This window comes from Curtobacterium pomorum (assembly GCF_044497295.1).
GTDB lineage: Bacteria > Actinomycetota > Actinomycetes > Actinomycetales > Microbacteriaceae > Curtobacterium.
Map to the genome: position 1 here is coordinate 2,440,380 of NZ_CP172409.1, position 20,687 is coordinate 2,461,066.

General features: G+C 71.5%; 17 protein-coding genes. 6 read left to right on the forward strand and 11 right to left on the reverse strand.

Going from position 1 to position 20,687, the window contains the following annotated elements:
* Together ACGH48_RS11640 and ACGH48_RS11645 are read left to right on the forward strand one after the other, a co-directional pair.
* Window positions 1-465 (forward strand): hypothetical protein, encoded by a 465-nt coding sequence (locus ACGH48_RS11640; RefSeq protein ID WP_396288725.1) that lies wholly within the window; start codon window positions 1-3, stop codon window positions 463-465.
* A gap of 35 nt (window positions 466-500) precedes the next feature.
* Window positions 501-1,631 (forward strand): zinc-dependent alcohol dehydrogenase, encoded by a 1,131-nt coding sequence (locus ACGH48_RS11645; RefSeq protein ID WP_396288726.1) that lies wholly within the window; start codon window positions 501-503, stop codon window positions 1,629-1,631.
* Between the two features lie 11 nt (window positions 1,632-1,642).
* Here ACGH48_RS11645 and ACGH48_RS11650 read toward each other — a convergent pair whose 3' ends face one another.
* Window positions 1,643-2,824, reverse strand: coding sequence for a cysteine desulfurase family protein (locus tag ACGH48_RS11650; protein ID WP_396288727.1), 1,182 nt, complete (start codon window positions 2,822-2,824; stop codon window positions 1,643-1,645).
* 59 nt (window positions 2,825-2,883) lie between these two features.
* Here ACGH48_RS11650 and ACGH48_RS11655 point away from each other — a divergent pair, with 59 nt between their 5' ends.
* The 3 genes from ACGH48_RS11655 to glgB all read left to right on the forward strand — a co-directional run bounded on the left by ACGH48_RS11655 (window position 2,884) and on the right by glgB (window position 9,781).
* Window positions 2,884-4,998 carry a glycogen debranching protein gene (locus ACGH48_RS11655; protein ID WP_396288728.1) on the forward strand — a complete coding sequence of 705 codons (2,115 nt, stop codon included), beginning with the start codon at window positions 2,884-2,886 and terminating at the stop codon, window positions 4,996-4,998.
* Window positions 4,999-5,246: 248 nt separating this feature from the next.
* Entirely contained in the window at window positions 5,247-7,247 is a 2,001-nt protein-coding gene (locus tag ACGH48_RS11660; RefSeq protein WP_396288729.1) for a maltotransferase domain-containing protein, read from the forward strand.
* Window positions 7,244-9,781 carry a 1,4-alpha-glucan branching protein GlgB gene (gene glgB / locus ACGH48_RS11665; protein ID WP_396288730.1) on the forward strand — a complete coding sequence of 846 codons (2,538 nt, stop codon included), beginning with the start codon at window positions 7,244-7,246 and terminating at the stop codon, window positions 9,779-9,781. The genes ACGH48_RS11660 and glgB overlap by 4 nt, the downstream gene beginning before the upstream one ends.
* Window positions 9,782-9,870: 89 nt before the next feature.
* On the opposite strand, the gene ACGH48_RS11670 is transcribed toward glgB, so the two are convergent.
* Together ACGH48_RS11670 and ACGH48_RS11675 are read right to left on the reverse strand one after the other, a co-directional pair.
* Window positions 9,871-10,878 carry a tetratricopeptide repeat protein gene (locus ACGH48_RS11670; protein ID WP_396288731.1) on the reverse strand — a complete coding sequence of 336 codons (1,008 nt, stop codon included), beginning with the start codon at window positions 10,876-10,878 and terminating at the stop codon, window positions 9,871-9,873.
* A complete protein-coding gene (locus ACGH48_RS11675) occupies window positions 10,875-12,617 on the reverse strand; it encodes a hypothetical protein (RefSeq protein WP_396288733.1) in 1,743 nt (580 codons plus the stop codon). The genes ACGH48_RS11670 and ACGH48_RS11675 overlap by 4 nt, the downstream gene beginning before the upstream one ends.
* Window positions 12,618-12,801: 184 nt before the next feature.
* On the opposite strand from ACGH48_RS11675, the gene ACGH48_RS11680 reads away from it, so the two are divergent.
* Complete coding sequence (locus ACGH48_RS11680) at window positions 12,802-14,637, forward strand: DivIVA domain-containing protein (protein WP_396288734.1); 1,836 nt, start codon at window positions 12,802-12,804, stop codon at window positions 14,635-14,637.
* Between the two features lie 4 nt (window positions 14,638-14,641).
* Here ACGH48_RS11680 and ACGH48_RS11685 read toward each other — a convergent pair whose 3' ends face one another.
* The 8 genes from ACGH48_RS11685 to tsf form a co-directional block, all read right to left on the reverse strand.
* The gene (locus tag ACGH48_RS11685) at window positions 14,642-15,379 is read right to left on the reverse strand and encodes an alpha/beta hydrolase (RefSeq protein ID WP_396288735.1); all 738 of its coding nucleotides are present in this window, start codon (window positions 15,377-15,379) and stop codon (window positions 14,642-14,644) included.
* Window positions 15,376-15,678 (reverse strand): hypothetical protein, encoded by a 303-nt coding sequence (locus tag ACGH48_RS11690; protein ID WP_260233004.1) that lies wholly within the window; start codon window positions 15,676-15,678, stop codon window positions 15,376-15,378. The genes ACGH48_RS11685 and ACGH48_RS11690 overlap by 4 nt, the downstream gene beginning before the upstream one ends.
* A 12-nt stretch (window positions 15,679-15,690) precedes the next feature.
* Entirely contained in the window at window positions 15,691-16,668 is a 978-nt protein-coding gene (locus tag ACGH48_RS11695; protein WP_396288736.1) for a transglycosylase SLT domain-containing protein, read from the reverse strand.
* 60 nt (window positions 16,669-16,728) lie between these two features.
* Window positions 16,729-17,277, reverse strand: coding sequence for a DivIVA domain-containing protein (locus ACGH48_RS11700; protein WP_123312303.1), 549 nt, complete (start codon window positions 17,275-17,277; stop codon window positions 16,729-16,731).
* A gap of 89 nt (window positions 17,278-17,366) precedes the next feature.
* Window positions 17,367-18,311: a CDP-archaeol synthase gene (locus ACGH48_RS11705; protein WP_340196886.1), complete on the reverse strand. Its 945-nt coding sequence runs from the start codon at window positions 18,309-18,311 to the stop codon at window positions 17,367-17,369.
* A gap of 65 nt (window positions 18,312-18,376) precedes the next feature.
* Complete coding sequence (gene frr, locus ACGH48_RS11710) at window positions 18,377-18,931, reverse strand: ribosome recycling factor (protein ID WP_123312302.1); 555 nt, start codon at window positions 18,929-18,931, stop codon at window positions 18,377-18,379.
* Window positions 18,932-18,978: 47 nt separating this feature from the next.
* The gene (gene pyrH / locus ACGH48_RS11715) at window positions 18,979-19,698 is read right to left on the reverse strand and encodes a UMP kinase (protein ID WP_071406376.1); all 720 of its coding nucleotides are present in this window, start codon (window positions 19,696-19,698) and stop codon (window positions 18,979-18,981) included.
* 126 nt (window positions 19,699-19,824) lie between these two features.
* Window positions 19,825-20,652 (reverse strand): translation elongation factor Ts, encoded by an 828-nt coding sequence (gene tsf, locus ACGH48_RS11720; protein WP_123312301.1) that lies wholly within the window; start codon window positions 20,650-20,652, stop codon window positions 19,825-19,827.
* Between the last annotated feature and the right edge of the window lie 35 nt (window positions 20,653-20,687).

Below are 20,687 nucleotides of genomic sequence, written 5' to 3' on the forward strand. Positions count from 1 at the left end.
ATGGCGGGCAGAGCGGCCGCAGCAGTCGGCGTCGGCGTCGCGGGGATCGCGGCGGGCCTCGTCGCCCGCTCCCTGGTGAAGAAGGAACGGGGTTCGGACGGCGACGGCGCACACCCGGACGGGTGGAAGGCGGTCACGATCCTGGGAGCGGCCCAGGACTTCGAGCGCGGCGGGTACCCCGAGCCGTTGGAGCGTCTGTCCGAGTCGCTCGAGATCCGGATCGATCCGGCGCCCGGGGACAAGGGGTTCGAGGTGCACGCTCGGGTCCGGGCGGGGGCGGACACCGGGGTGGACGGCGATCCGGACACGGCGTTGCGGGCAGCGCTGCGCGACGCCAAGCAGGTCTTCGAGACGGGCGAGGTGCTGCGTGCGACCCCGAGACCGCACGGAGACCGTCCGCGCACACTGCTCGGCGGCGCGGTCGACGAAGCAGAAGACGACGCGAAGGGCGAGGGTGTGCTGTGAAGGCGCTGTGCTGGACCGGAGTGAACGAACTCTCCGTGGAGAACGTCGGCGATCCCGAGATCCTCAACGCCCATGACGCCATCGTCAAGGTGACGCTGAGCACGACCTGCGGATCCGACCTGCACCTCCTCGGTGGCTACGTCCCGACCATGCGAGCAGGAGACGTGCTGGGACACGAGTTCATCGGCGAGGTCGTCGAGGTGGGGTCGGCCGTCACCGAGCACGCGGTCGGTGACCGCGTCGTGGTCTGCTCGTTCATCAGCTGCGGGAAGTGCTGGTACTGCCGAAACGAGCTCTTCTCGCTCTGTGACAACGGGAACCCCAACGCGGGCATCCCCGAGATGCTCTGGGGTCAAGCCCCCGGCGGCTGTTACGGGTACTCGCACGCACTGGGCGGCTGGGCCGGCAGTCACGCCGAGTACATCCGGGTGCCGTACGCGGACCAGGGCGCCTTCACGGTTCCCGACGGGGTCAGTGACGAGCGGGCGCTCTTCGCTTCCGACGCCGCTCCGACGGGGTGGATGGGAGCCGACCTCGGGGGCGTCCAGCCCGGCGACACCGTCGCGGTCTGGGGCGCCGGCGGCGTCGGACAGATGGCGGCGCGCGCGTCGCTGCTGCTCGGCGCCGAACGCGTCATCGTGATCGACCGCTTCGAGGAGCGACTGACGCAGGTCGAACAGGTCATCGGCGCCGAGACCATGAACTACGAGACCAGCGAGGTGACGGCCGAGCTCCGCGAACTGACCGGAGGGCGTGGCCCGGACGTCTGCATCGAGGCGGTCGGGATGGAGGCACACCGCGACGGTCCTGACTTCGCCTACGACCAGCTGAAGCAGCAGCTGCGACTGCAGACGGACCGACCGACGGCCGTCCGCGAGGCGATCTTCGCCGCACGCAAGGGCGGCAGCCTCTTCGTGCTCGGAGTCTTCGGGGGCTTCGTCGACAAGTTCCCGCTCGGTGCGGTGATGAACAAGGGCCTCACGCTCCGATCCGCTCAGCAGCACGGGCAGCGGTACATCCCGATGCTCCTCGAACGCATGGCGCGGGACGAGATCGTCACGGAGCACCTGGCCACGCACGTCATGCCACTCGCGGACGGTCCCGCCGGTTACGCCATGTTCAAGGAGAAGACCGACGGGTGCGTGCGGGCGGTCTTCCGACCCTGACCGCCGAGGACCTACCGCCCGAGCAGGGGCTCCCGCGACGCCATGCCCGCCGCCCCTGCTCGGGCGACGGCGTCCGGCAACGCCGCCAGGAACGCGTCGACGTCCGCGTCGGTCGAGGTGTGCCCCAGCGTGATCCGGAGTGCGCCGCGGGCGTCCTGTTCGGAGAGCCCCATGGCGAGCAGCACGTGCGACGCCTCGGGCACACCGGCCTGGCACGCGGATCCGGTCGAGACGGCGACCCCGGCAGCGTCGAGCAGGAACAGCAGCGAGTCGCCCTCGCAGCCCGGGAAGGTGAAGTGCGCGTTGCCCGGCAGGCGGTCGTCGGGGTCCCCCATCAGCACGGCGGACGGCACGGCCGTTCGGACGCCGGCGACGAGCCGGTCGCGCAGGGCGACGAGCGACGGGTGCGGCATCGGCTCGGCGGCGACCATCGTGGCAGCGACCCCGAACGCTGCGGCAGCGGGGGCGTCCTGCGTGCCGCTCCGCACCTGCCGCTGCTGCCCGCCGCCGTGGATGAGCGGCTCGACGGTGGCCTTCCGCCCGAGCACCAGCGCACCGATGCCGACCGGTCCGCCGACCTTGTGCGCGGAGACGCTCAGGGCGTCGAGGCCGGACGCGGCGAACGACACCGGCACCTGGCCGTAGGCGGCGACGGCGTCGCTGTGCACGGGCACGCCGGCGGCGTGCGCCAGCTCCACGATCCGGGACACGGGCTGGATGGTGCCCACCTCGTTGTTCGCCCACAGGAACGTGACCAGGGCGACGTCGTCGGCGGAGGCGAGTCGTGCCTCCAGTCCGACGAGGTCGACGCGACCCTGCGCGTCCAACGGGACCACGTCGACGACGGCGCCCTCGTGCGCCTCCAACCAGGTCAGGGTGTCGACGGTGGCGTGGTGCTCGCCACCGGGCACCACGATGCGGGGGCGGGCGCGGTCGCGTTGACGAGCCCAGAAGAGGCCCTTCACGGCGAGGTTGATGCTCTCGGTGCCGCCGGAGGTGAAGACGACCTCGACGGGGTCGGCGTCGAGCGACCGGGCGACGGCGGCGCGACCGTCCTCGAGCAGCATCTTCGCGCGCTGCCCGGCGCTGTGGATCGAGGACGGGTTGCCGACGGTTCCGAGCGCGTCGGTGAACGCGGCGAGCGCCTCCGGCAGGATCGGCGTCGTCGCGGCGTGGTCGAGGTAGACCGGCATCTGCACCCCCTGGAACGAGCGATGTCCAGGATACGCGCCGGTCCTCGTACCCTTGTCGGGTGCACGAGACAGCGATCGACCACACCCCGGGGTTCGACCTCGGGGCCGACGTCCCGCGGTTCTCCCTGCGGTCCGCCACCGCCACGGCCGTCGTCGTGGTCGTCGAGCGAGCGGACGGGCAGTCGGCCCGGTACCCGCTCGAGCGGCTGCCGGCGACCGACGTGTGGGCGGCCGAGACGCCCGGCGTCGTCCCCGGTGACCGGTACCACTTGCTCGTCGACGGCCCCGTCGGTCCGCGGAACGAGTTCGACCCGACACGGCCCCTGCTCGATCCGTACGCCCGCGGCATCGCCCCGACCGGCGCGCACGAGAGCGGACCCGACGCCGGGGCCGGGCCCGGACCCGCCACCGGGACCAGCACGTCCCGCTGGACGAGTGTCGTCGTGGACGACGCCTTCGACTGGGGCGGCGTCGTCAAGCCGTTGGTCCCGCTCGACCGTGCCGTCGTCTACGAGGCGAACGTCCGCACCCTGACCGCCGCGAACCCCCACCTGCCGGAGCACCTGCGCGGCACGTACGCCGGGGTGGCGCACGAGAGCACCATCGCGCACCTGCACCGGATCGGTGTCACGACGCTCGAGCTCCTGCCGGTGCAGGCCTTCGACACCGAGAACTGGCTGCGGGACGCCGGCCGCGAGAACGCCTGGGGCTACAACACGCTCGGGTTCTTCGCGCCGCACGCCGCACACGCCTCGGCGCCGGCCCGGGCCGAGGGCGCGTCCGCGGTCCTGCGCGAGTTCAAGGGCATGGTCCGGCTGTTGCACGAGGCGGGCATCCAGGTGGTGCTCGACGTCGTCTACAACCACACGGCGGAGGAAGGACTCGGCGGACCCACCACGAGCCTGCGCGGCATCGACGGCGCGAACCGGTACCGGTGGACCCAGGCGCAGCCGCCGTTCCGGGACACCTACTACGACACCACGGGCTGCGGGAACACCCTCGACACCTCGGTCGAGGCCACCGCCGACCTGATCGTCGACAGCCTGGTGTACTGGGCCCGCGAGGTGCAGGTCGACGGCTTCCGCTTCGACCTCATGGCGGCTCTTGCCCGCGACGCCCACCACGTGTTCGACCCGCAGCACCCACTGCTCGAACGGATCCGGAACCACCCCGACCTGCAGGACACCCTGGTCATCGCCGAACCGTGGGACGTCGGACCCGACGGCTGGAAGACCGGCTCGTTCGGCGCGGCGGGCGCCCGGACCAGCGAGTGGAACGACGGGTTCCGGAACACCGTGCGGCAGTTCTGGCTCACCGACATCGCCGAGGAACGCCGCAACGGCATGCCCCACACGGGCATCGGTGCGCTCGCCGGCGCCCTGACCGGGTCGCGTCACGTCTTCGGTGCCGAGCGCGGCCCGCTGGCGAGCGTCAACTTCGTGACGGCCCACGACGGGTTCACCCTGCTCGACCTGGTGTCGTACGACGGCAAGCACAACGCGGCGAACGGTGAGGAGAACCGCGACGGCTCGAACGACAACCGTTCGTTCAACCACGGCATCGAGGGCGACACGGCCGACCGCGGCGTCCGGGCGGCCCGCGGCCGGTCGATGCGGAACCTGGCGGCGACCCTGATGCTCTCGGCCGGCGTGCCGATGCTCACCGCGGGCGACGAACGGAGCCGGACGCAGCACGGCAACAACAACGCGTACGTGGTCTCCGACGACCTCACCCCGGTGGACTGGTCCGACGACGAGGACGCCGAGTCGATGACCGAGGCCGTCGCCGCGCTCGCGCGGTTCCGCGCCGCGCACCCGGCGCTCCGACCGACGCGCTTCGGCGTCGAGGGCCAGGAGACCCCCGGGGCCTCGCGGATGTCCTGGTACGGGCCGGACGGCGGCCCGATGACGCTCGAGGGCTGGGACCAGCCGGTCCACCGCGCGCTGCAGTACTTCGTCGAGTCGACGCCGGAGCACGAACCGTACGACCGCGTCCTGGTCGTGGTGCACGGCAGCGGGCGCACGCGCGACCTGACGCTGCCGGTCCGCGATGACGTGCTCGGCTACCGGCTCGCGTGGTCGAGCGAGAAGCACCGCGACCACGAGCGGCTCCGCCCCGCCGGTCAGGTGTTCACCGCTTACGGCCCCGGCATCCACCTGTTCGAGGTGGCGTAGCGCCGGGCGTTCGGGCGCTCGCGCGCTCGCGCGCTGCGCCCCGTCCACGTCATCGCGCCCCGGAGAGTCGGGGCGCGATGACCACGGCGGGGCGCAGCGTGGTCCCGATCGACGGTCGGACGGGAGGCCCGTGGCGGCCCCGTCCCGCGCCTCCCGTCCGTCCCTCCACCGGCACGAGCGACCGACGAGCTGTCCACACGACACGCGTTCCGGGGAACGTCCGGGCGGCTTCCGGGTAGGTTCGGCACGTGGCCACCGCAGACCGACCCCGCCGACCGAAGATCGGGCGCATCCCGATCACCGAACTCGCTCCGAGGACGCCGAACGGGTTCCCCGGCAAGGCGTTCGACGGCGAGGTGATCACGTTCGGTGCGACCGTCTTCCGAGAAGGACACGGCATCATCGGCGCCGACCTCGTGCTCGAACGCCCGGACGGGGGCACCAGGACCGTCCCGCTGGCCCTCGGCGCGCCCGGGACCGACCGCTACGAGGCGACCGTCCAGGTCGACCACGTCGGTGTCTGGACCTGGCACGTCGAGTCGTACTCCGACGACTGGGCGACGTGGCTGCACGCCGCACGGCTGAAGATCGCCGCCGGGGTGGACACCGAGGCGACGCTGCTCGACGGCGCCCTGCTGCTCGACCGGCTGGCCGACGAGACCGACTCGCCCGCCGCCACCCGCGCAGCCGCGAAGGTGCGCGACACCGACCTCGACCCGGCCGAGCGCCTCGCCGCCGTCGACGACCCGCGCATCGTGGCTGAGGTCGAGGAGGCCCCGCTCACCTCGCTCCGCACGCACTCCCCGACGCAGCTGCTCGACGTCGAACGCGCCCGCGCGGGCGTCGGCGCCTGGTACGAGTTCTTCCCCCGCAGCGAAGGCGCGAAGAAGAACCCCGACGGCTCCTGGAAGAGCGGCGACTTCCGCACCGCGGCCCGCCGTCTGCCCGCCGTCGCCCGGATGGGCTTCGACGTGGTGTACCTGCCGCCGATCCACCCGATCGGCACCACCGCGCGCAAGGGCCCGAACAACACGCTCACCCCCGGCCCGAACGACCCCGGCAGCCCCTGGGCGATCGGCTCCCCCGAGGGCGGGCACGACGCGATCCACCCCGACCTCGGCACCGAGGACGACTTCCGCGACTTCGTCGAGACCGCGAAGAACACCGGCATGGAGGTCGCGCTCGACTTCGCGCTGCAGTGCTCCCCCGACCACCCCTGGGTCACCGAGCACCCGGACTGGTTCACGCAGCGCGCCGACGGCTCGATCGCCACGGCGGAGAACCCGCCGAAGCGCTACCAGGACATCTACCCGATCCAGTTCGACTCCGACCCCGAGGGCCTGGTCACCGAGGTCCTGCGCGTGCTCCGGCACTGGATCGACTTCGGCATCCGGATCTTCCGCGTCGACAACCCGCACACGAAGCCGCTCTGGTTCTGGGAGCGCGTCATCCGCGAGGTCCGCGACGAGCACCCCGACACCGTGTTCCTGGCCGAGGCGTTCACCCGCCCGGCGATGATGCGCGCGCTCGCCGAGGTCGGGTTCCAGCAGTCGTACTCGTACTTCACGTGGCGGAACACGAAGGAGGAGATCGAGTCCTACTTCGAGGAGCTGTCGCACGAGACGAGCGACTACCTGCGTCCGAACCTGTTCGTGAACACGCCGGACATCCTCACCGAGTACCTGCAGTTCGGCGGCCGCGCCGGCTACAAGGTGCGTGCAGCGCTCGCCGCGACCGGTGCCCCGACGTGGGGCATGTACTCCGGGTACGAGCTGTTCGAGGACGTCGCCCGACCGGGCTCGGAAGAGAACATCGACAACGAGAAGTACGAGTACAAGCCGCGTGACTTCGCGCTCGCCGAGGCCGAGGGCGCGTCCCTCGCCCCGTACGTGACGATGCTCAACCGGCTCCGTGCCGCGCACCCCGCGCTCCGCCAGCTGCGGAACCTGCACGTCCACGCCGCGGACGACCCCGCGACCGTCGTGTACTCCAAGCACCTGTCCGGCGAGTTCATCCGCTCCGGGCACGCCGACACCGTGATCGTCGTCGCGAACGTCGACCCGCACTCGGCGCGCGAGACCACCGTGCACCTGGACCTCGCTGCGCTCGGCCTGCCGGCCGACAGCCGGTTCGACGTCCGCGACGTCGTGACCGGGCAGCGCTGGGTCTGGGGCTCGTCGAACTACGTCCGCCTGGACGCGTTCCAGGAACCCGTGCACCTGCTCGTCGTGGAAGGACTGCACCGATGACGAACGACCCGACCGCACCCCAGCCGCCGCCCAGCCGGGGCCCCGCCGTCCCGCCGGTACCGCCCCCGCCGCCACCCGTGCCGGCGCGGACGCCGTCCGACGCGACGCCCGAACCGCGCTACGAGCCGCGGGTCTCAGCCCCCGACGAGGACCTGCCCGGCGCGCCCGCCGCGCCGCGCGAGGCACCCGACCGCGGGGTCGACGAGTCCGCGACGCTGTCCGGACACCCCGCCGACGCGACGCACCCGCGGGTCCCGTCCGTCGACGCCGCCCCGCAGCCGGGAGGCCCGTCCACCGTCGCCCCGTCGGGTGCCCTGCCGTCGCCGCCGGCCGCAGAGCCCGCCCCGGCCGACGGGACCGGCCCCCGTCCGGCGCCGCTCGACCAGTGGCTCCGCCAGCAGGTCGCCGAGGGCCGCTGGTCCCAGCCGCACGACGTCCTCGGCCCGCACCCGGTCGACGGCGGCACGAGCGTCCGCGTGGTGCGCCACCTGGCGCAGGCGGTCCGACTCGTCCGACTCGACGGCGACGACGTCGAACTGACGCACGAGGGCGACGGTCTCTGGGCCGGTGCCACCGCCGAGGAGCTCGGCCGCTACCGCGTCGAGGCCGACTACGACTTCGACGAGTCCTCCGAGGACGACGACGCCACCTGGACCACGGACGACGCGTACCGGTTCGCCCCGACGCTCGGCGAGCTCGACCTGCACCTGTTCGGCGAGGGCCGCGACGAGCAGCTCTGGCACCACCTCGGCGCGCACGTCCGCACCATCGACGGGGTCGACGGCGTCGCGTTCGCCGTGTGGGCGCCCCGCGCCACCGCCGTCCGCGTGATCGGCGACTTCGAGGGCTGGGAAGGCCGCACCACCGCGATGCGCCGCCTGAGCGACCTCGGCGTCTGGGAGCTGTTCTGGCCCGGCGCGGTCGCCGGGCAGCGGTACAAGTTCCAGATCCTCACCGACTCCGGCTGGGTCGAGCGCGCGGACCCGTTCGCCCGCGAAGCCGAGATCGCGCCGGCGACGGCCTCGGTCATCACCGAGTCGAGCTACACGTGGTCCGACGGCGACCGCGCCTGGATGGAGCGGCGCGCGGAGACGACCACGCACGACCAGCCGATGAGCGTCTACGAGGTGCACCTCGGCTCGTGGCGCCCCGGGTTGTCGTACCGCGAGGTCGCCGACCAGCTCATCGGGCACGTGCAGTACACGGGCTTCACGCACGTGGAGTTCCTGCCACTCGCCGAGCACCCGTTCGGCGGCTCGTGGGGCTACCAGGTCACCGGCTACTACGCCCCGACCGCGCGCTACGGCTCCCCCGACGACCTGCGGTACCTGATCGACCGCCTGCACTCCGCCGGCATCGGAGTGATCATGGACTGGGTCCCCGGGCACTTCCCGAAGGACGAGTGGGCACTCGGACGCTTCGACGGCCATGCGCTGTTCGAGCACCCGGACCCCCGTCGCGGCGAGCAGCTCGACTGGGGCACCTACGTGTTCGACTTCGGGCAGCCGCAGGTCCGGAACTTCCTGGTCGCGAACGCCCTGTACTGGCTCGAGGAGTTCCACATCGACGGCCTGCGCGTCGACGCCGTGGCCTCGATCCTGTACCTCGACTACTCCCGCACCGACTGGCTGCCGAACATCCACGGCGGGCGGGAGAACCTCGACGCGGTCGCGTTCCTGCAGGAGACGAACGCCACCGCGTACAAGCGCTACCCGGGCATCGTCATGATCGCCGAGGAGAGCACCTCGTGGCCCGGCGTGACCCAGCCGACCAGCGCCGGGGGGCTCGGGTTCGGCCAGAAGTGGAACATGGGCTGGATGCACGACTCGCTCGAGTACGTGCAGCGTGACCCGGCGTACCGCAGCTACCACCACGACGAGATCACGTTCTCGCTCGTGTACGCCTTCAGCGAGCAGTTCACCCTGCCGATCAGCCACGACGAGGTCGTGCACGGCAAGGGCTCCCTGTACGGCAAGATGCCCGGCGACGAGTGGCAGAAGCTCGCGAACGTCCGCGCGTACCTGGCGTTCATGTGGGCACACCCCGGCAAGCAGCTGCTGTTCATGGGCCAGGAGTTCGCCCAGCCCGCGGAGTGGTCCGAGGCGAAGGGGCTCGACTGGTGGCTCCTCGACCAGCCAGGGCACCGCGGCGTGCAGGACCTCGTCGCCGAGCTGAACCGGGTCTACAAGGACACGCCCGCACTCTGGACGCACGACAGCACAGCCGACGGCTTCGAGTGGATCGAGGGTGGCGACGCACCGCACTCGACGCTCGGGTTCCTGCGCAAGGACGGCGACGACCGGCTGGCGGTGTTCGTGAACTTCTCGGGCGTGCCCGTCGAACGCCGCTTCGGGCTGCCGCAGGCCGGTGCGTGGCACGAGGTGCTCAACACCGACGCCGCCGAGTACGGCGGCTCCGGTGTCGGCAACCTCGGGGTCGTCACGGCCGAGGACACCCCGTGGGCCGGCCGCCCCGCCTCGGCGCACCTGGTGGTGCCGCCGCTCGGCGCGGTCTGGCTGCAGCTCGCCCGCTAGCTGCGGCCCGCGTCCTGGACGCGACCGACAGACGGACGGGAGGCCCGGTGCCAGCTGGCACCGGGCCTCCCGTCCGTCTCGTGCCGGGTCTAGTACAGGGCGCTCGCCAGGCGACGGCGCGCCGCGACCACGCGCGGGTCGTCGGTCCCGATGAGCTCGAAGTACTCGACGAGCCGGACGCGCAGCGCCTCACGGTCCTCGCCGAACACCGTCGGCACCAGGTCGAGCAGCCGCCCGAAGGCGTCCTCGACGTGCCCACCGGAGATGTCGAGGTCGGCGACCGCGAGTTGCGCCTGGACGTCCTGCGGACCCGCGCCGGCAGCAGCTCGGATGTCGTCGGCCGTGTGGCCGTTCAGTCGATCCAGGAGCGACACCTGTGCGAGCCCCGCGACGGCCATCTGGTCGTGCGGGTCCTGCAGGATCGCGGTCTTGTACTCGGCGATCGCCGTGGCGTAGTCGCCCTGCTCGATCGCGTCGTAGGCCGCCTGGTGGTGCGGCGGGAGCTCTTCCGGCTCCGGCTCACCCTGCTCGGCGGTGTCCTCGGGCGCGCCGGCACCGTCCACGGTGACGCGACCGGAGACGCCGTTCTGCTCGGCTGCCTGGAGGACCTGCTCGTAGACGTCGCGGACCTGCGCCTCGGGCAGCGCCCCGACGAAGAGCCCGAGCGGGCGCCCGCCGATCAGCGCGGCGACGGTCGGGATCGACTGTGCCTGGAACGCCTGCACGAGCTGCGGGTTCGTGTCGGCGTCGACCTTGGCGAGCAGCACACGGCCGCCGTACTCGGCGGTGAGCTGCTCGAGGATCGGCGAAAGCTGCTTGCACGGCCCGCACCACTCTGCCCAGATGTCGACGATCACCGGCACCACGGACGACAGCTGCAGGACGTCCTGGAACGTGTCGTCGGTGACGTCGAGCACGAGCGACGGGACGGTCAGGTCGGCGCCGGACTCGGTGCCCGGGGCGGCGGCGCCGGTCGGGCTGCCCGCCTGCGCCGGAGCACCGGCGGGCGGCTGGGGCGGCCGCTGTGCGCGGTCGACGAGGGACGACAGGTCCACGGCTCCGCGGAGCCCGGACGGGGTCGGGGGGATGTTGCTCATTGCACCTCACTCGCTGCGGTCAGGCCCTGCGTGAACCCGAGCAGGACCACTTTGTCATCCGAGGCGACCGGCGGCACGTAGAAGAGCAGCTGGACGCCGTACGTGGCGCTGATGCCCTTCTTGCTCGTGTCCACCCCGGACAGCGCCTTGACGGCGCCCTCGGTGTTGACCTCGGCGCCGGAGGCGGTCGGGGTCACCTTCTCGATCTCGTTGAGGTCGGCCGAGACGAGCGCGCCGGCGTCGTCGGTCGCGATCGCGACGGCGGAGTCCGCCGGGGCCTCGGACGAGTACTCGATCTTCGCCGTATCCGGCAGGGACTTCGCCTTCTTGTCCTTATACGCCTTGCCGATGGTGGTGCGGAGACCGTCCCCCTCAGTGGCGAACAGGTCGGCGTACTCGCTCTTCGAGTCCTTCGACAGGATGTCGCCGTAGGCGGTCGCGACCTGGTCCGGGGCGATCGCGAGCAGCTTCGACTGCGGGGCCAGCAGCGCCGCGCCGATGGACGTCGGGGCGAGGCTCGGGATCTTCGCGTCGGCCTCAAGCGAGACGTCGTACGCGACCTTGTACGGGTCGCGCGCGGTGTCCTGCACGAGCGTCAGGGCCTGCGGTGCCGACTTGGCGTCGCAGTCCTCGGCGACGATCGCGAAGACCGTGCGCGGCCAGGTGTCGGCCTGCTGCGGCAACGCGACGCAGACCTGACCTGCCGAGATCGCCGGCGGCGCCTTGGCGTCGGAGTCCTTGCCGCGGATCGAGTAGTTCGCCAGGCGCAGGTCGAGCGCCGCCCCGGTGAAGCGGGTCTTCGCCAGGTCCCGGTCGCGGGCACCGTCGGACTGCTTCGCCACCGCGGCGATCCGCTCGACGACCCGGGTGATCTGCTGCTTGGTCGCCGCCGTCGGCTCGGTCGTCTCGGCCGCGCCGGTCGCGCTGGCCGTCGGGGTCGGGGTCGCGAGCGAGGGGTCTCCGCCCTGCGGCCAGTAGTCGGACGAGCAGCCGGCCAGGGCGAGCGTCCCGACGAGCACCACGGGGACCGCGATGAACGCACGCGACCCGCGACGGCCCCGGGTCGGGACCTGGGCACCGGCCGCAGCGGCCCGGCGCGAGGCCCGGACGCGTGGCGGCCGGGTGCCGCCACTGCGACGACGGGGCCCACGCCCGCGGCGCTGGTGCAGGAACGCGAGGACCAGCAGGACGATGCCGCCGAGGGCGAAGACGCCACCGGCGACCAGCAGCGGCCCGACGGACGGGGTCGCGGTGTCCTGCGGCCAGGTCACCGAGACGTCGCTCGGCGCGGCGGCGGTGCCGTCGCTGACGATGAGCACGGAGACGTCCTGCGGCAGACGGACGGTGAACTGTCCGGATCCGTCGTACTCCTGGTACCAGAGGTCGCTGCCCTTCGGCGACGGGACGGACGCCTCGGAGCCGGTCGTCTTGCCGACGAGCTTCGCGCTATCGGCGTCGAACCGGAGCGTGGTGTGCTCGGCGTCACCGACCCACGCGTCGACGTCGGCCGTCTTGCCGTACGCCGCGAAGACCTTGCCGGATCCGGAGACGTTGATGCGCTGGTAGCCGGGGTTCGCGTTGAGCGTGGACCCGGGGATCACCGTGACCGGAGCGGAGCTGGTGGTCGAGCTGTCCGCGACGAGCGAGGACGGCGGAGCGAACACGGTCCGCTGTCCCACCGCCAGCGCGACGAGCAGCAGGCCGATGACGAAACTGACGATCGCCAGGACGAATCGCACGAACACTCTCCCTACCGCGCCGGGGTGGGGATGTCGGCGCGCGAATCAGCGACTCAGGATAGCGAGCATGGCTGAGCAGCGCATCCATCCGGGCTGTCGCGGGACTCAGACGACCCCGTCGGGCCACCACTACAATCGACCGCGGGCCGGATCGGGCCCTCCGCCGAGCACCCAGGAGCGACACGTGGCGAACGACGAGGCCGAGTTCGGGACCGAGCTGCGCGGGTACCGCCGCGACGACGTCGACCGTGCACTGAACGACCTGCGCCGCGAGCTCATCAAGTCGAACACCGACCGCGCCGACGCGGCGAAGGAGATCCGCCTCCTGCAGTCCCGCGTCTCCGAGCTCCAGGGCGAGCTCGACGAGGCCGGTACCCCCACCTACAGCGGGCTGGGCACGCGGCTCGAGTCCACCCTGCGCGTGGCGGAGGAGCAGTCCACCCGACTAATCAGCCAGGCGGACATCGACGCGCAGCGCCTGCGTGCGTCGAGCCGTGCCGAGGCCGACCGCACCGTGCGTGAGGCGCAGGAGGAAGCCCGCGACACCCTCGAGGACGCCCGCACCCGCTCCACCAACGAACTCACCCGTGCGCGTGCCGAGGCCGCCGACACCGTCGAGCGTGCCCGCGCCGAGGCCGGCCTGCTCACCCAGGACGCCCGCAACGAGGCCGCTGCCATCCGCGGCGCCGCCGTGACCGAGGCCGCAGAGGTCCGCTCCGTCGCCATCCGCGAGACGAACGCCCTGCGCGCCCAGGTCGAGCACGAGGTCGCCGAGCTGCGCGAGATCGCCCAGCGCGAGTCGGCCGACTCCCGTACGGCAGCGGCCGACCTCGACCGCGAGACCGAGCACCGCCGCTCGGTGTTCGAGGCCGACCACGCCCGCCGCGTCGCGGACCTCGACCACGAAGAGGCCACCCGCCGCGAGGCACTCGAGCGCGAGGTCACCGAGGGGCGCGCCGCGTGGCGCCGCGAACGCGACGAGCAGCAGCAGGCGCACGCCCTGGCGATCGAGACCGGTCGCGCCGAGCTGCAGGCCGAGGTCGACCGCCGCCGCGCCGAGATCGACGGTGAGTTCGAAGACCGCCGCCGCGTCGTGGACGAGGAACTCGCGGCCGCCCGCGCCGAGTGGGACCGGGAGCTCGCCTCGGCGCGCACGGCCCTCGCGCAGGAAGCCGAGGCGGTGCGAGCGCAGTTGCGTGTCGACGAGGAGCAGACGCGCATCGAGAACGAGCGGCTCGCGCAGGAGACCGCCGACCGGATCGCCCGCGAGCTCGAGGAGCACGACACCCGCATCGCCCGGGAGCGTGCCGAGGCCGAGGCCGCCGCCGAGCGCGCGGACCGCGAGCACGAGAACGCCCTCGCCGCCCGCCGCGAACGCGAGCACGCCGAGGTCGACACCGAGATCGCCGACCGTCGCTCCGCCGAACTCGACGCGCTCGAGGCGGAGCGCACCGCCCTCCGTCAGGAGATCGACACGGCCCGCGCCGACCTGGCGAAGGAACGCGACGACGCCCGCGCCGAGATCGCCCGCGAGCGCGACGAGGCCCGCACGACCCTCGAGTCCGAGCTCGCCTCGCGCCGGGACGACGCCGAGCAGGACTACCTGCAGAAGCACCACGAGACCGTCACGGAGACGCAGAAGTACCTCGACGAGGCGAACCTGCAGCTCGCTGAGGCCACCCGCCGTGCCACCGAGGCACGGGAGCGCGCCGAGCGGCTCCAGCAGGAAGCAGACGACCTCGAACGCACCAGCACCGCCGAGGCGCAGGAGCACGCCCGCACCATCGTCGCCGACGCCCAGGACCGCGTGCATCGGATGGTCTCGGACGCCGAGGAGCGCACCGCCGCCATCACCGCCGAGGCCGAGGACCGCCTGTCGGCGATCCGCACCGAGCGCGAAGCGGTGGCGGGGTACCTCGAGAACCTGCGCGGCGTGCTGACGCACGCGACCGGGCTGCTCGGGACCGCTCCGGGCGGCGCGTCCGAGACCACCGACGACGAGGACGCCGCCGGGCGCTGACCCCTCAGACGGGCCAGTGCGTCGGCAACGGCGCGCTGCCCGGGACAACGAGGTCGGCGATCGCGTCCAGCACGATCCGGACGTACCGCTCCCCCACCCACAGGTGCTTCGCGCCCTCGACCGGGACGACCCGGACGTTCGGGGCGACGGCGAACCGGGCGATCGCCTGGTCGGGCTGCAGGAAGTCGTCGTGCTCGGGCACCAGGGCCACCACCGGGACGTCCACGGCCGCCCATCGTGCGAGCTCGTCGTCCGTGGTGCGGTGCAGCGGCGGGGAGAGCAGCACGACACCTGCGACCGTTCCGGCCCCGACGTGTTCCAGCGCGTGCTTGAGGATCACCTCGGTGCCGAACGACCACCCCACCAGCCACGGTGTCGGCAGGCCGCGGCCGACGACCTCGGCGACGGCGGCGCGCAGGTCGAACCCCTCGGAGACACCCTCGCCGAACACGCCCTCGGACGTGCCTCGTGGCGAGGTCACCGACCGGAAGTTGAAGCGCAGGACCGCGATGTCGGCCAGGGCCGGTAGGCGTGCCGCGGCCTTCTTGAGCACGTGTGAGTCCATGAAGCCATGCGCGGTCGGCAGCGGGTGCAGCGTCACGATGGTGCCCCGCGCCGGTCCGGTCTCGGGTTCGGCGAGCTCACCGACCAGCGTGAGGTGGTCATCGGTGACGAGTTCGATGTCGGTACGCCTGGCCGGCAGCTGCGTGGCGGAACGGATCTCGCCGTCGTCGTCGGTCATGCGATGCTCCAGCAGTGGTTGTGCCAGTGTCGACGTGATGCCAGGTCGGCGGCGTCCCCGAGCACCCCGTCGGAGCGCCAGACCACCACGTGCGCGGTACCGGGCAGGACGGTGCCGCCGCACCCGGGGCAGACGTACTCCTTCTGCGCCGAGGCCGCGGAGACCGGCTGGACGAGGTACTCGCGCCCGCGACGCACCTCGGTGCGCTTCCACGCACTCATCAGCCGGTCGAGGCCGGTGTCCTCGTCAGGCTCGACGTCGCGACCGCGGGGACGCCGCGGCCGGTTGCTGCGCGGCACCCCAGTTGCCGATCAGTACCAGTTGTTCGCCTGGCTGTGGCCCCAGGCGCCGCACGGGGTGCCGTAGACCCCGGAGATGTAGTTGAGACCCCACGTGATCTGCGTCGCGGGGTTGGTCTGCCAGTCGGCGCCGGCGGTTGCCATCTTGCTGCCCGGGAGCGCCTGCGGGATGCCGTACGCACCGCTGGGGTTGTAGGCGTTCACCCGCCAGCCGGACTCCTTGTTCCACAGCGAGACGAGGCAGTTGTACTGGTCGGTCCCCCAGCCGCGGGCGGTGACCAGCTGCAGGGCGATGGCCTGCGCGCTGCCCGCGTCGGGCGTCGCGGCCACGGCTGCGAGGGTGTTCGCAGCGGAGACGCTCTCGGTTTCGGTCGCCGCTGCGTCGGTCGTCTCGTCGGTGGTTGCGTCGTCGGCTTCTTCCTCGACGACGGGCTTGACGACCTTGGGGGCTGGGACGGTCACGCCGTAGCCGTCGCGGTCTGCGGCGGCTTCGCCGTAGGTGCCGTGCGCGGTGTACTGCTGCGGGGCCTGCGGCGTCTTCACGAGCACCGGGGTGTCGACCGCGGCCTGTGCGACGTCGGCCTGGAGCGGGTTGAACAGCGACGCCCCCACGAAGAGGAAGACCCCGACGAACGAGAAGGCCGGGACGGACGAACGCTTCCGTGCGAAGGCGTTCACGGCGGCGGCAGCGCCCCGGGTCGGCTGCTGCGCGGTCGCGGTCCGCTGCTTCGCGGCGCGCGGGTCGACGCGAGCAGCGGGGGCCTCGTGCACGAACGCGGCGATGCGTTCGTCGGACACGCGGTTCGCTGCGACCGACTTCGGCGTCGCGACCGGACCGGTCTCCGGCAGGACCTGCGGGTTCGCCTGGAGCACCGACGTGTCCGCCGTACGGGTTCGGTTCAGTGCCGCGCGGCGCTCACCCGAAGCCTGGAGGCTCAGGTGCTCGCGGAGATCGCGGTCGGAGCTGTGGTCTGCCGTGTGCCTGCCCATGAGTAGGACCAGGGTAACGGAACGATCACGGAAAGCGAAGCACCTGGGGACAGCGCGTCGTCAGCGGACGGCGAGCATGACCTCGACGACGGCGTCGAGCAGCGCGTCGACCTGGGCCTCGCGGTAGCCGCCGTGCTTCGGACGGAACACGATGGACCGCACCTCGGTGAGGCTCAGCGGCTTGCCCTCGCGGAAGTATCCCCCGAGTCGGGCGGCGAAGGCGTCGACGTCCTTCGGGTGGTAGCCGGTGCCGAGGATGCTCACCCGGTTGAACCGCTGACCGTCCGGACGTTCGAGGCGGGCCACGACGTCGGAGGCCTTCGTGCGGGCCTCGGCGTACCAGGCCTTCTGGCCGGCGTCGCCGATCTCCCGCTCGCGTTCACGTGCGGCGAAGGCGTCCTCGAGCCGCTCCAGCGCTGCGTCGACGTGCGAGGTGGAGTACCCGCCCTTCCGCATCGAGAACGCGGTGGCGCGGATCTTCGCGGCCTCGATGCCGGGGGCGCTGTCGTCCGCGGAGTACGCGCGACGGGCGTCCTCGAGGAAACGCTCGACTTCATCGACGTCGTATCCGAGGGCGGAGCGGGCTGCGGTCGGGAAGGTGGTGGCCACGGCGTCATTCTGCCAGTCCCGACCCGTTGCACAACCTGGACGCGCTGAGGGCGGCGCTCAGGCTGGCCGACGGGGTCGATCGATGTCGGTCAGTGGTTCACGATCAGGTACAGCACGTACGCGACCGCAGCCGACGGCAGGATGCTGTCGATGCGGTCGAGGAGTCCGCCGTGCCCGGGCAGGAAGGACGAGATGTCCTTGATGCCGAGGTCGCGCTTGATCATCGACTCGGTGAGGTCGCCCAACGTGGCCGATCCGGAGATGAGGACCCCGAGCACGACGCCGGTCCACCACGGCAGTCCGAGCATGAGCCAGGCGACCAGGATGCCGACGACGATGCTCGCCGCGACCGACCCGGCGAAGCCCTCCCAGGTCTTCTTCGGGCTGATCCGTGGCGCCATCGGGTGCTTGCCGAGGTTGAGCCCGGTGGCGTAGGCACCGGTGTCGACGGCGACGACGACCAGGATGAAGCCGATCACCCAGAGGTTGCCCTGCGGCTGTGCGGAGAGCAGCACCACGCAGGCGCCGAGCAGCGAGATGTACGCCTGCACGAACAGCCCGTTGGTGAGGTCGCGGAACACGTTGCCGGCCGACGGCTTCTGCCGCGACACCGCGACCTCGACCAACCGCCACAGGCTGATCAGGACGATGCCGCCGAGCAGCGTGAAGAGTGCCGCGATCTGGCCGAGCAGGAACGCCGCCGGCACGATCGCGATCGCGACGGCGACACTCGGGATCCGCGGGACGTCACGGCCCGCGAAGCGCATGGCGCTCGTGAGCTCGTAGACGCCCACGCCGAGCAGGAACGCCGCCACGACCATGAACGACGGCGTCCAGATGAGGAGCGTGCCGAGCATGACGACGGCGAACGCGAGCGCGATGCCGATCGCCGCCGGCAGGTTGCGCCCGGTCCGTGCGGTCAAGGCTTCGTTGCGCGCACCGAAGTCCGCCTTGCGCTGCCGGAGCTGCGCCTCGAAGTCGGTGCGGGCCGCTCGGGCACGCGCATCGAAGTCCTGGCGGAGCCCCTTCTTCACGGGCCCGTTCTGCTCGGGTCCGTGCTCTGCTGTGGGGCGTTCACCGCCCTGTTCCGGGCGGCGCATCAGACCTCGAGAAGTTCGGCTTCCTTCTTCTTCAGCGAGTCGTCGATCTGGTCGACGTGCTTCTTCGTCAGGACCTCGAGGTCCTTGTCGCCGCGCGAGATCTCGTCGTCGGAGATCTCGCCCTTGAGTGCGTCGAGGTCGTCCTTGGCCTTGCGGCGGATGTTGCGGATGACGACCTTGTGGTCCTCACCCTTCGTCCGCACGAGCTTCACGAACTCCTTGCGGCGGTCCTTGGTGAGCTCCGGGATCGTCACGCGGACGATGTCACCGTCGTTCGTCGGGCTGGCGCCGAGGTTCGGGAACGTCGCGATGGCGCGCTCGATCTCCTTGAGCGCCGTCTTGTCGTACGGCGTCACGATGAGCGTGCGCGCCTCGGGCGTCTGCAGCGACGCGAGCTGCGCGAGCGGCGTCGGCGTGCCGTAGTACTCGACCGGGATCTTCTGGAAGAGCGCCGCGTTGATGCGGCCGGTGCGGACGGTCGAGAAGTCGTCCTTGGCGACCTCGACAGCCTTCGCCATCTTCTCGGTGGCTTCGGTCAGGACATCACTGATCACGGTGTTACTCCTTCGGTACTGGCGTCGAGTCTAGTCAGCGGTGCGGGTCAGTTGCTGACCACGGTGCCGATGCGCTCCCCGCGGATGGCGGCCTGGACGTTGCCGTCGCCCTCCATGCCGAAGACGTGCATGGGCATGCCGTTGTCCATGCAGAGGGAGAACGCGGTGGCGTCGACCACCTTGAGGCCCTTCAGGAGCGCGTCCTGGTAGGTCACGTGGTGCAGCTTCTCGGCGGTGGCGTCCTTCTTCGGGTCCGCCGTGTAGACGCCGTCGACACCGTTCTTGGCGACGAGGACCTCGTCGGCCTTGATCTCGAGTGCCCGCTGCGCCGCGACCGTGTCGGTCGAGAAGTAGGGCAGGCCCGCCCCGGCGCCGAAGATGACGACACGGCCCTTCTCGAGGTGCCGCTCGGCGCGCCGCGGGATGTACGGCTCGGCGACCTGGGTCATCGCGATGGCGGACTGCACGCGCGTCGCGGCACCGGCCTGCTCGAGGAAGTCCTGCAGCGCGAGCGCGTTCATCACGGTGCCGAGCATGCCCATGTAGTCGGCACGGCCGCGGTCCATCCCGCGCTGCGAGAGCTCGGCGCCGCGGAAGAAGTTGCCTCCACCGACGACGATCGCGATCTCGACCTCGCGCGCGGCGACGGCGATCTCCTTGGCGATGGTCCCGATCACGTCGGGGTTCACGCCGAGCGATCCGGCACCGAAGGCCTCTCCTGACAGCTTCAGCAGTACGCGGCGTCGTCCGGTCTTCTCGTCGGTCATCTGGTCGCACCCTTCGTCGTGGTCTCGTGGAAATGTACTCGCGGATGTGTCGCGGGTGTGTCGCGCCCGGAGGCGCGAAAAACGGGGCCAGGAACCTGGTTGGTTCCTGACCCCGTCACGGGTTCGTTACGCGCCGACCTTGACGCGGGCGAAGCCCTGGATCGTGATGCCGGCGTTCTCGGCGGCCTTCGCGACGGAGATCTTGTTGTCCTTCGCGTAGTCCTGGTCGAGGAGCGACACCTGCTTGATGTAGGCGTTCACCCGGCCCTCGACGATCTTCGGGAGCGCAGCCTCGGGCTTGCCCTCCTCGCGCGTGATCGCCTCGACGGTTGCACGCTCCTTGGCGATCTCGTCGGCCGGCACCTCGTCGCGGGTCAGGTACGTCGGGTTCGCGAACGCGACGTGCTGGGCGATCGAGCGGGCCTCGGCAGCGTTGTCGCCTTCGTACGCGATGACGACGGCGATCTGCGGCGGCAGGTCCTGGCTGGTCTTGTGCAGGTAGATCTCGAAGGCCGAGCCCTCGACACGGCGGACCGTGCGGACCTCGAGCTTCTCGCCCAGCGCGGCGGCCGACTCGTTGACGACCTCGAGGACGGTCTTGCCGTCCAGCGGGGCGGCGTTCGCGGCGGCGACGTCGGCTGCACCGGCAGCCGCGACGGCGCCGAGCACCTTGTCGGCGAGGGTCGTGAACTTCTCGTTCTTCGCGACGAAGTCGGTCTCGCTCGCGAGCTCGACGACCGTGGCGGCGCCGTTCTCGGAGGTCGCGACGACGACGCCCTCGGAGGTGGCACGGTCGTCGCGCTTGGCGACGGCCTTCGCACCCTTGATGCGGAGCAGCTCGACGGCCTTGTCGTAGTCGCCGTCGGCCTCGACGAGCGCGTTCTTCGCGTCCATCATGCCGGCGCCGAGGTCCTCGCGGAGCTTCTTCACGTCAGCAGCGGTGAAGTTTGCCATTGACTGGAGTCCTTTCTGGACTGTACGTGTGTGGA

Bases quoted from the DNA above. Each gene is read 5' to 3' on its own strand.
- ACGH48_RS11640 (WP_396288725.1), top strand. From the start codon at position 1: ATGGCGGGCAGAGCGGCCGCAGCAGTCGGCGTCGGCGTCGCGGGGATC.
- ACGH48_RS11650 (WP_396288727.1), bottom strand. From the start codon at position 2,824: ATGCCGGTCTACCTCGACCACGCCGCGACGACGCCGATCCTGCCGGAG.
- glgB (WP_396288730.1), top strand. From the start codon at position 7,244: ATGACGAACGACCCGACCGCACCCCAGCCGCCGCCCAGCCGGGGCCCC.
- ACGH48_RS11670 (WP_396288731.1), bottom strand. From the start codon at position 10,878: ATGAGCAACATCCCCCCGACCCCGTCCGGGCTCCGCGGAGCCGTGGAC.
- ACGH48_RS11685 (WP_396288735.1), bottom strand. From the start codon at position 15,379: ATGACCGACGACGACGGCGAGATCCGTTCCGCCACGCAGCTGCCGGCC.
- ACGH48_RS11695 (WP_396288736.1), bottom strand. From the start codon at position 16,668: ATGGGCAGGCACACGGCAGACCACAGCTCCGACCGCGATCTCCGCGAG.
- pyrH (WP_071406376.1), bottom strand. From the start codon at position 19,698: ATGACCGACGAGAAGACCGGACGACGCCGCGTACTGCTGAAGCTGTCA.
- tsf (WP_123312301.1), bottom strand. From the start codon at position 20,652: ATGGCAAACTTCACCGCTGCTGACGTGAAGAAGCTCCGCGAGGACCTC.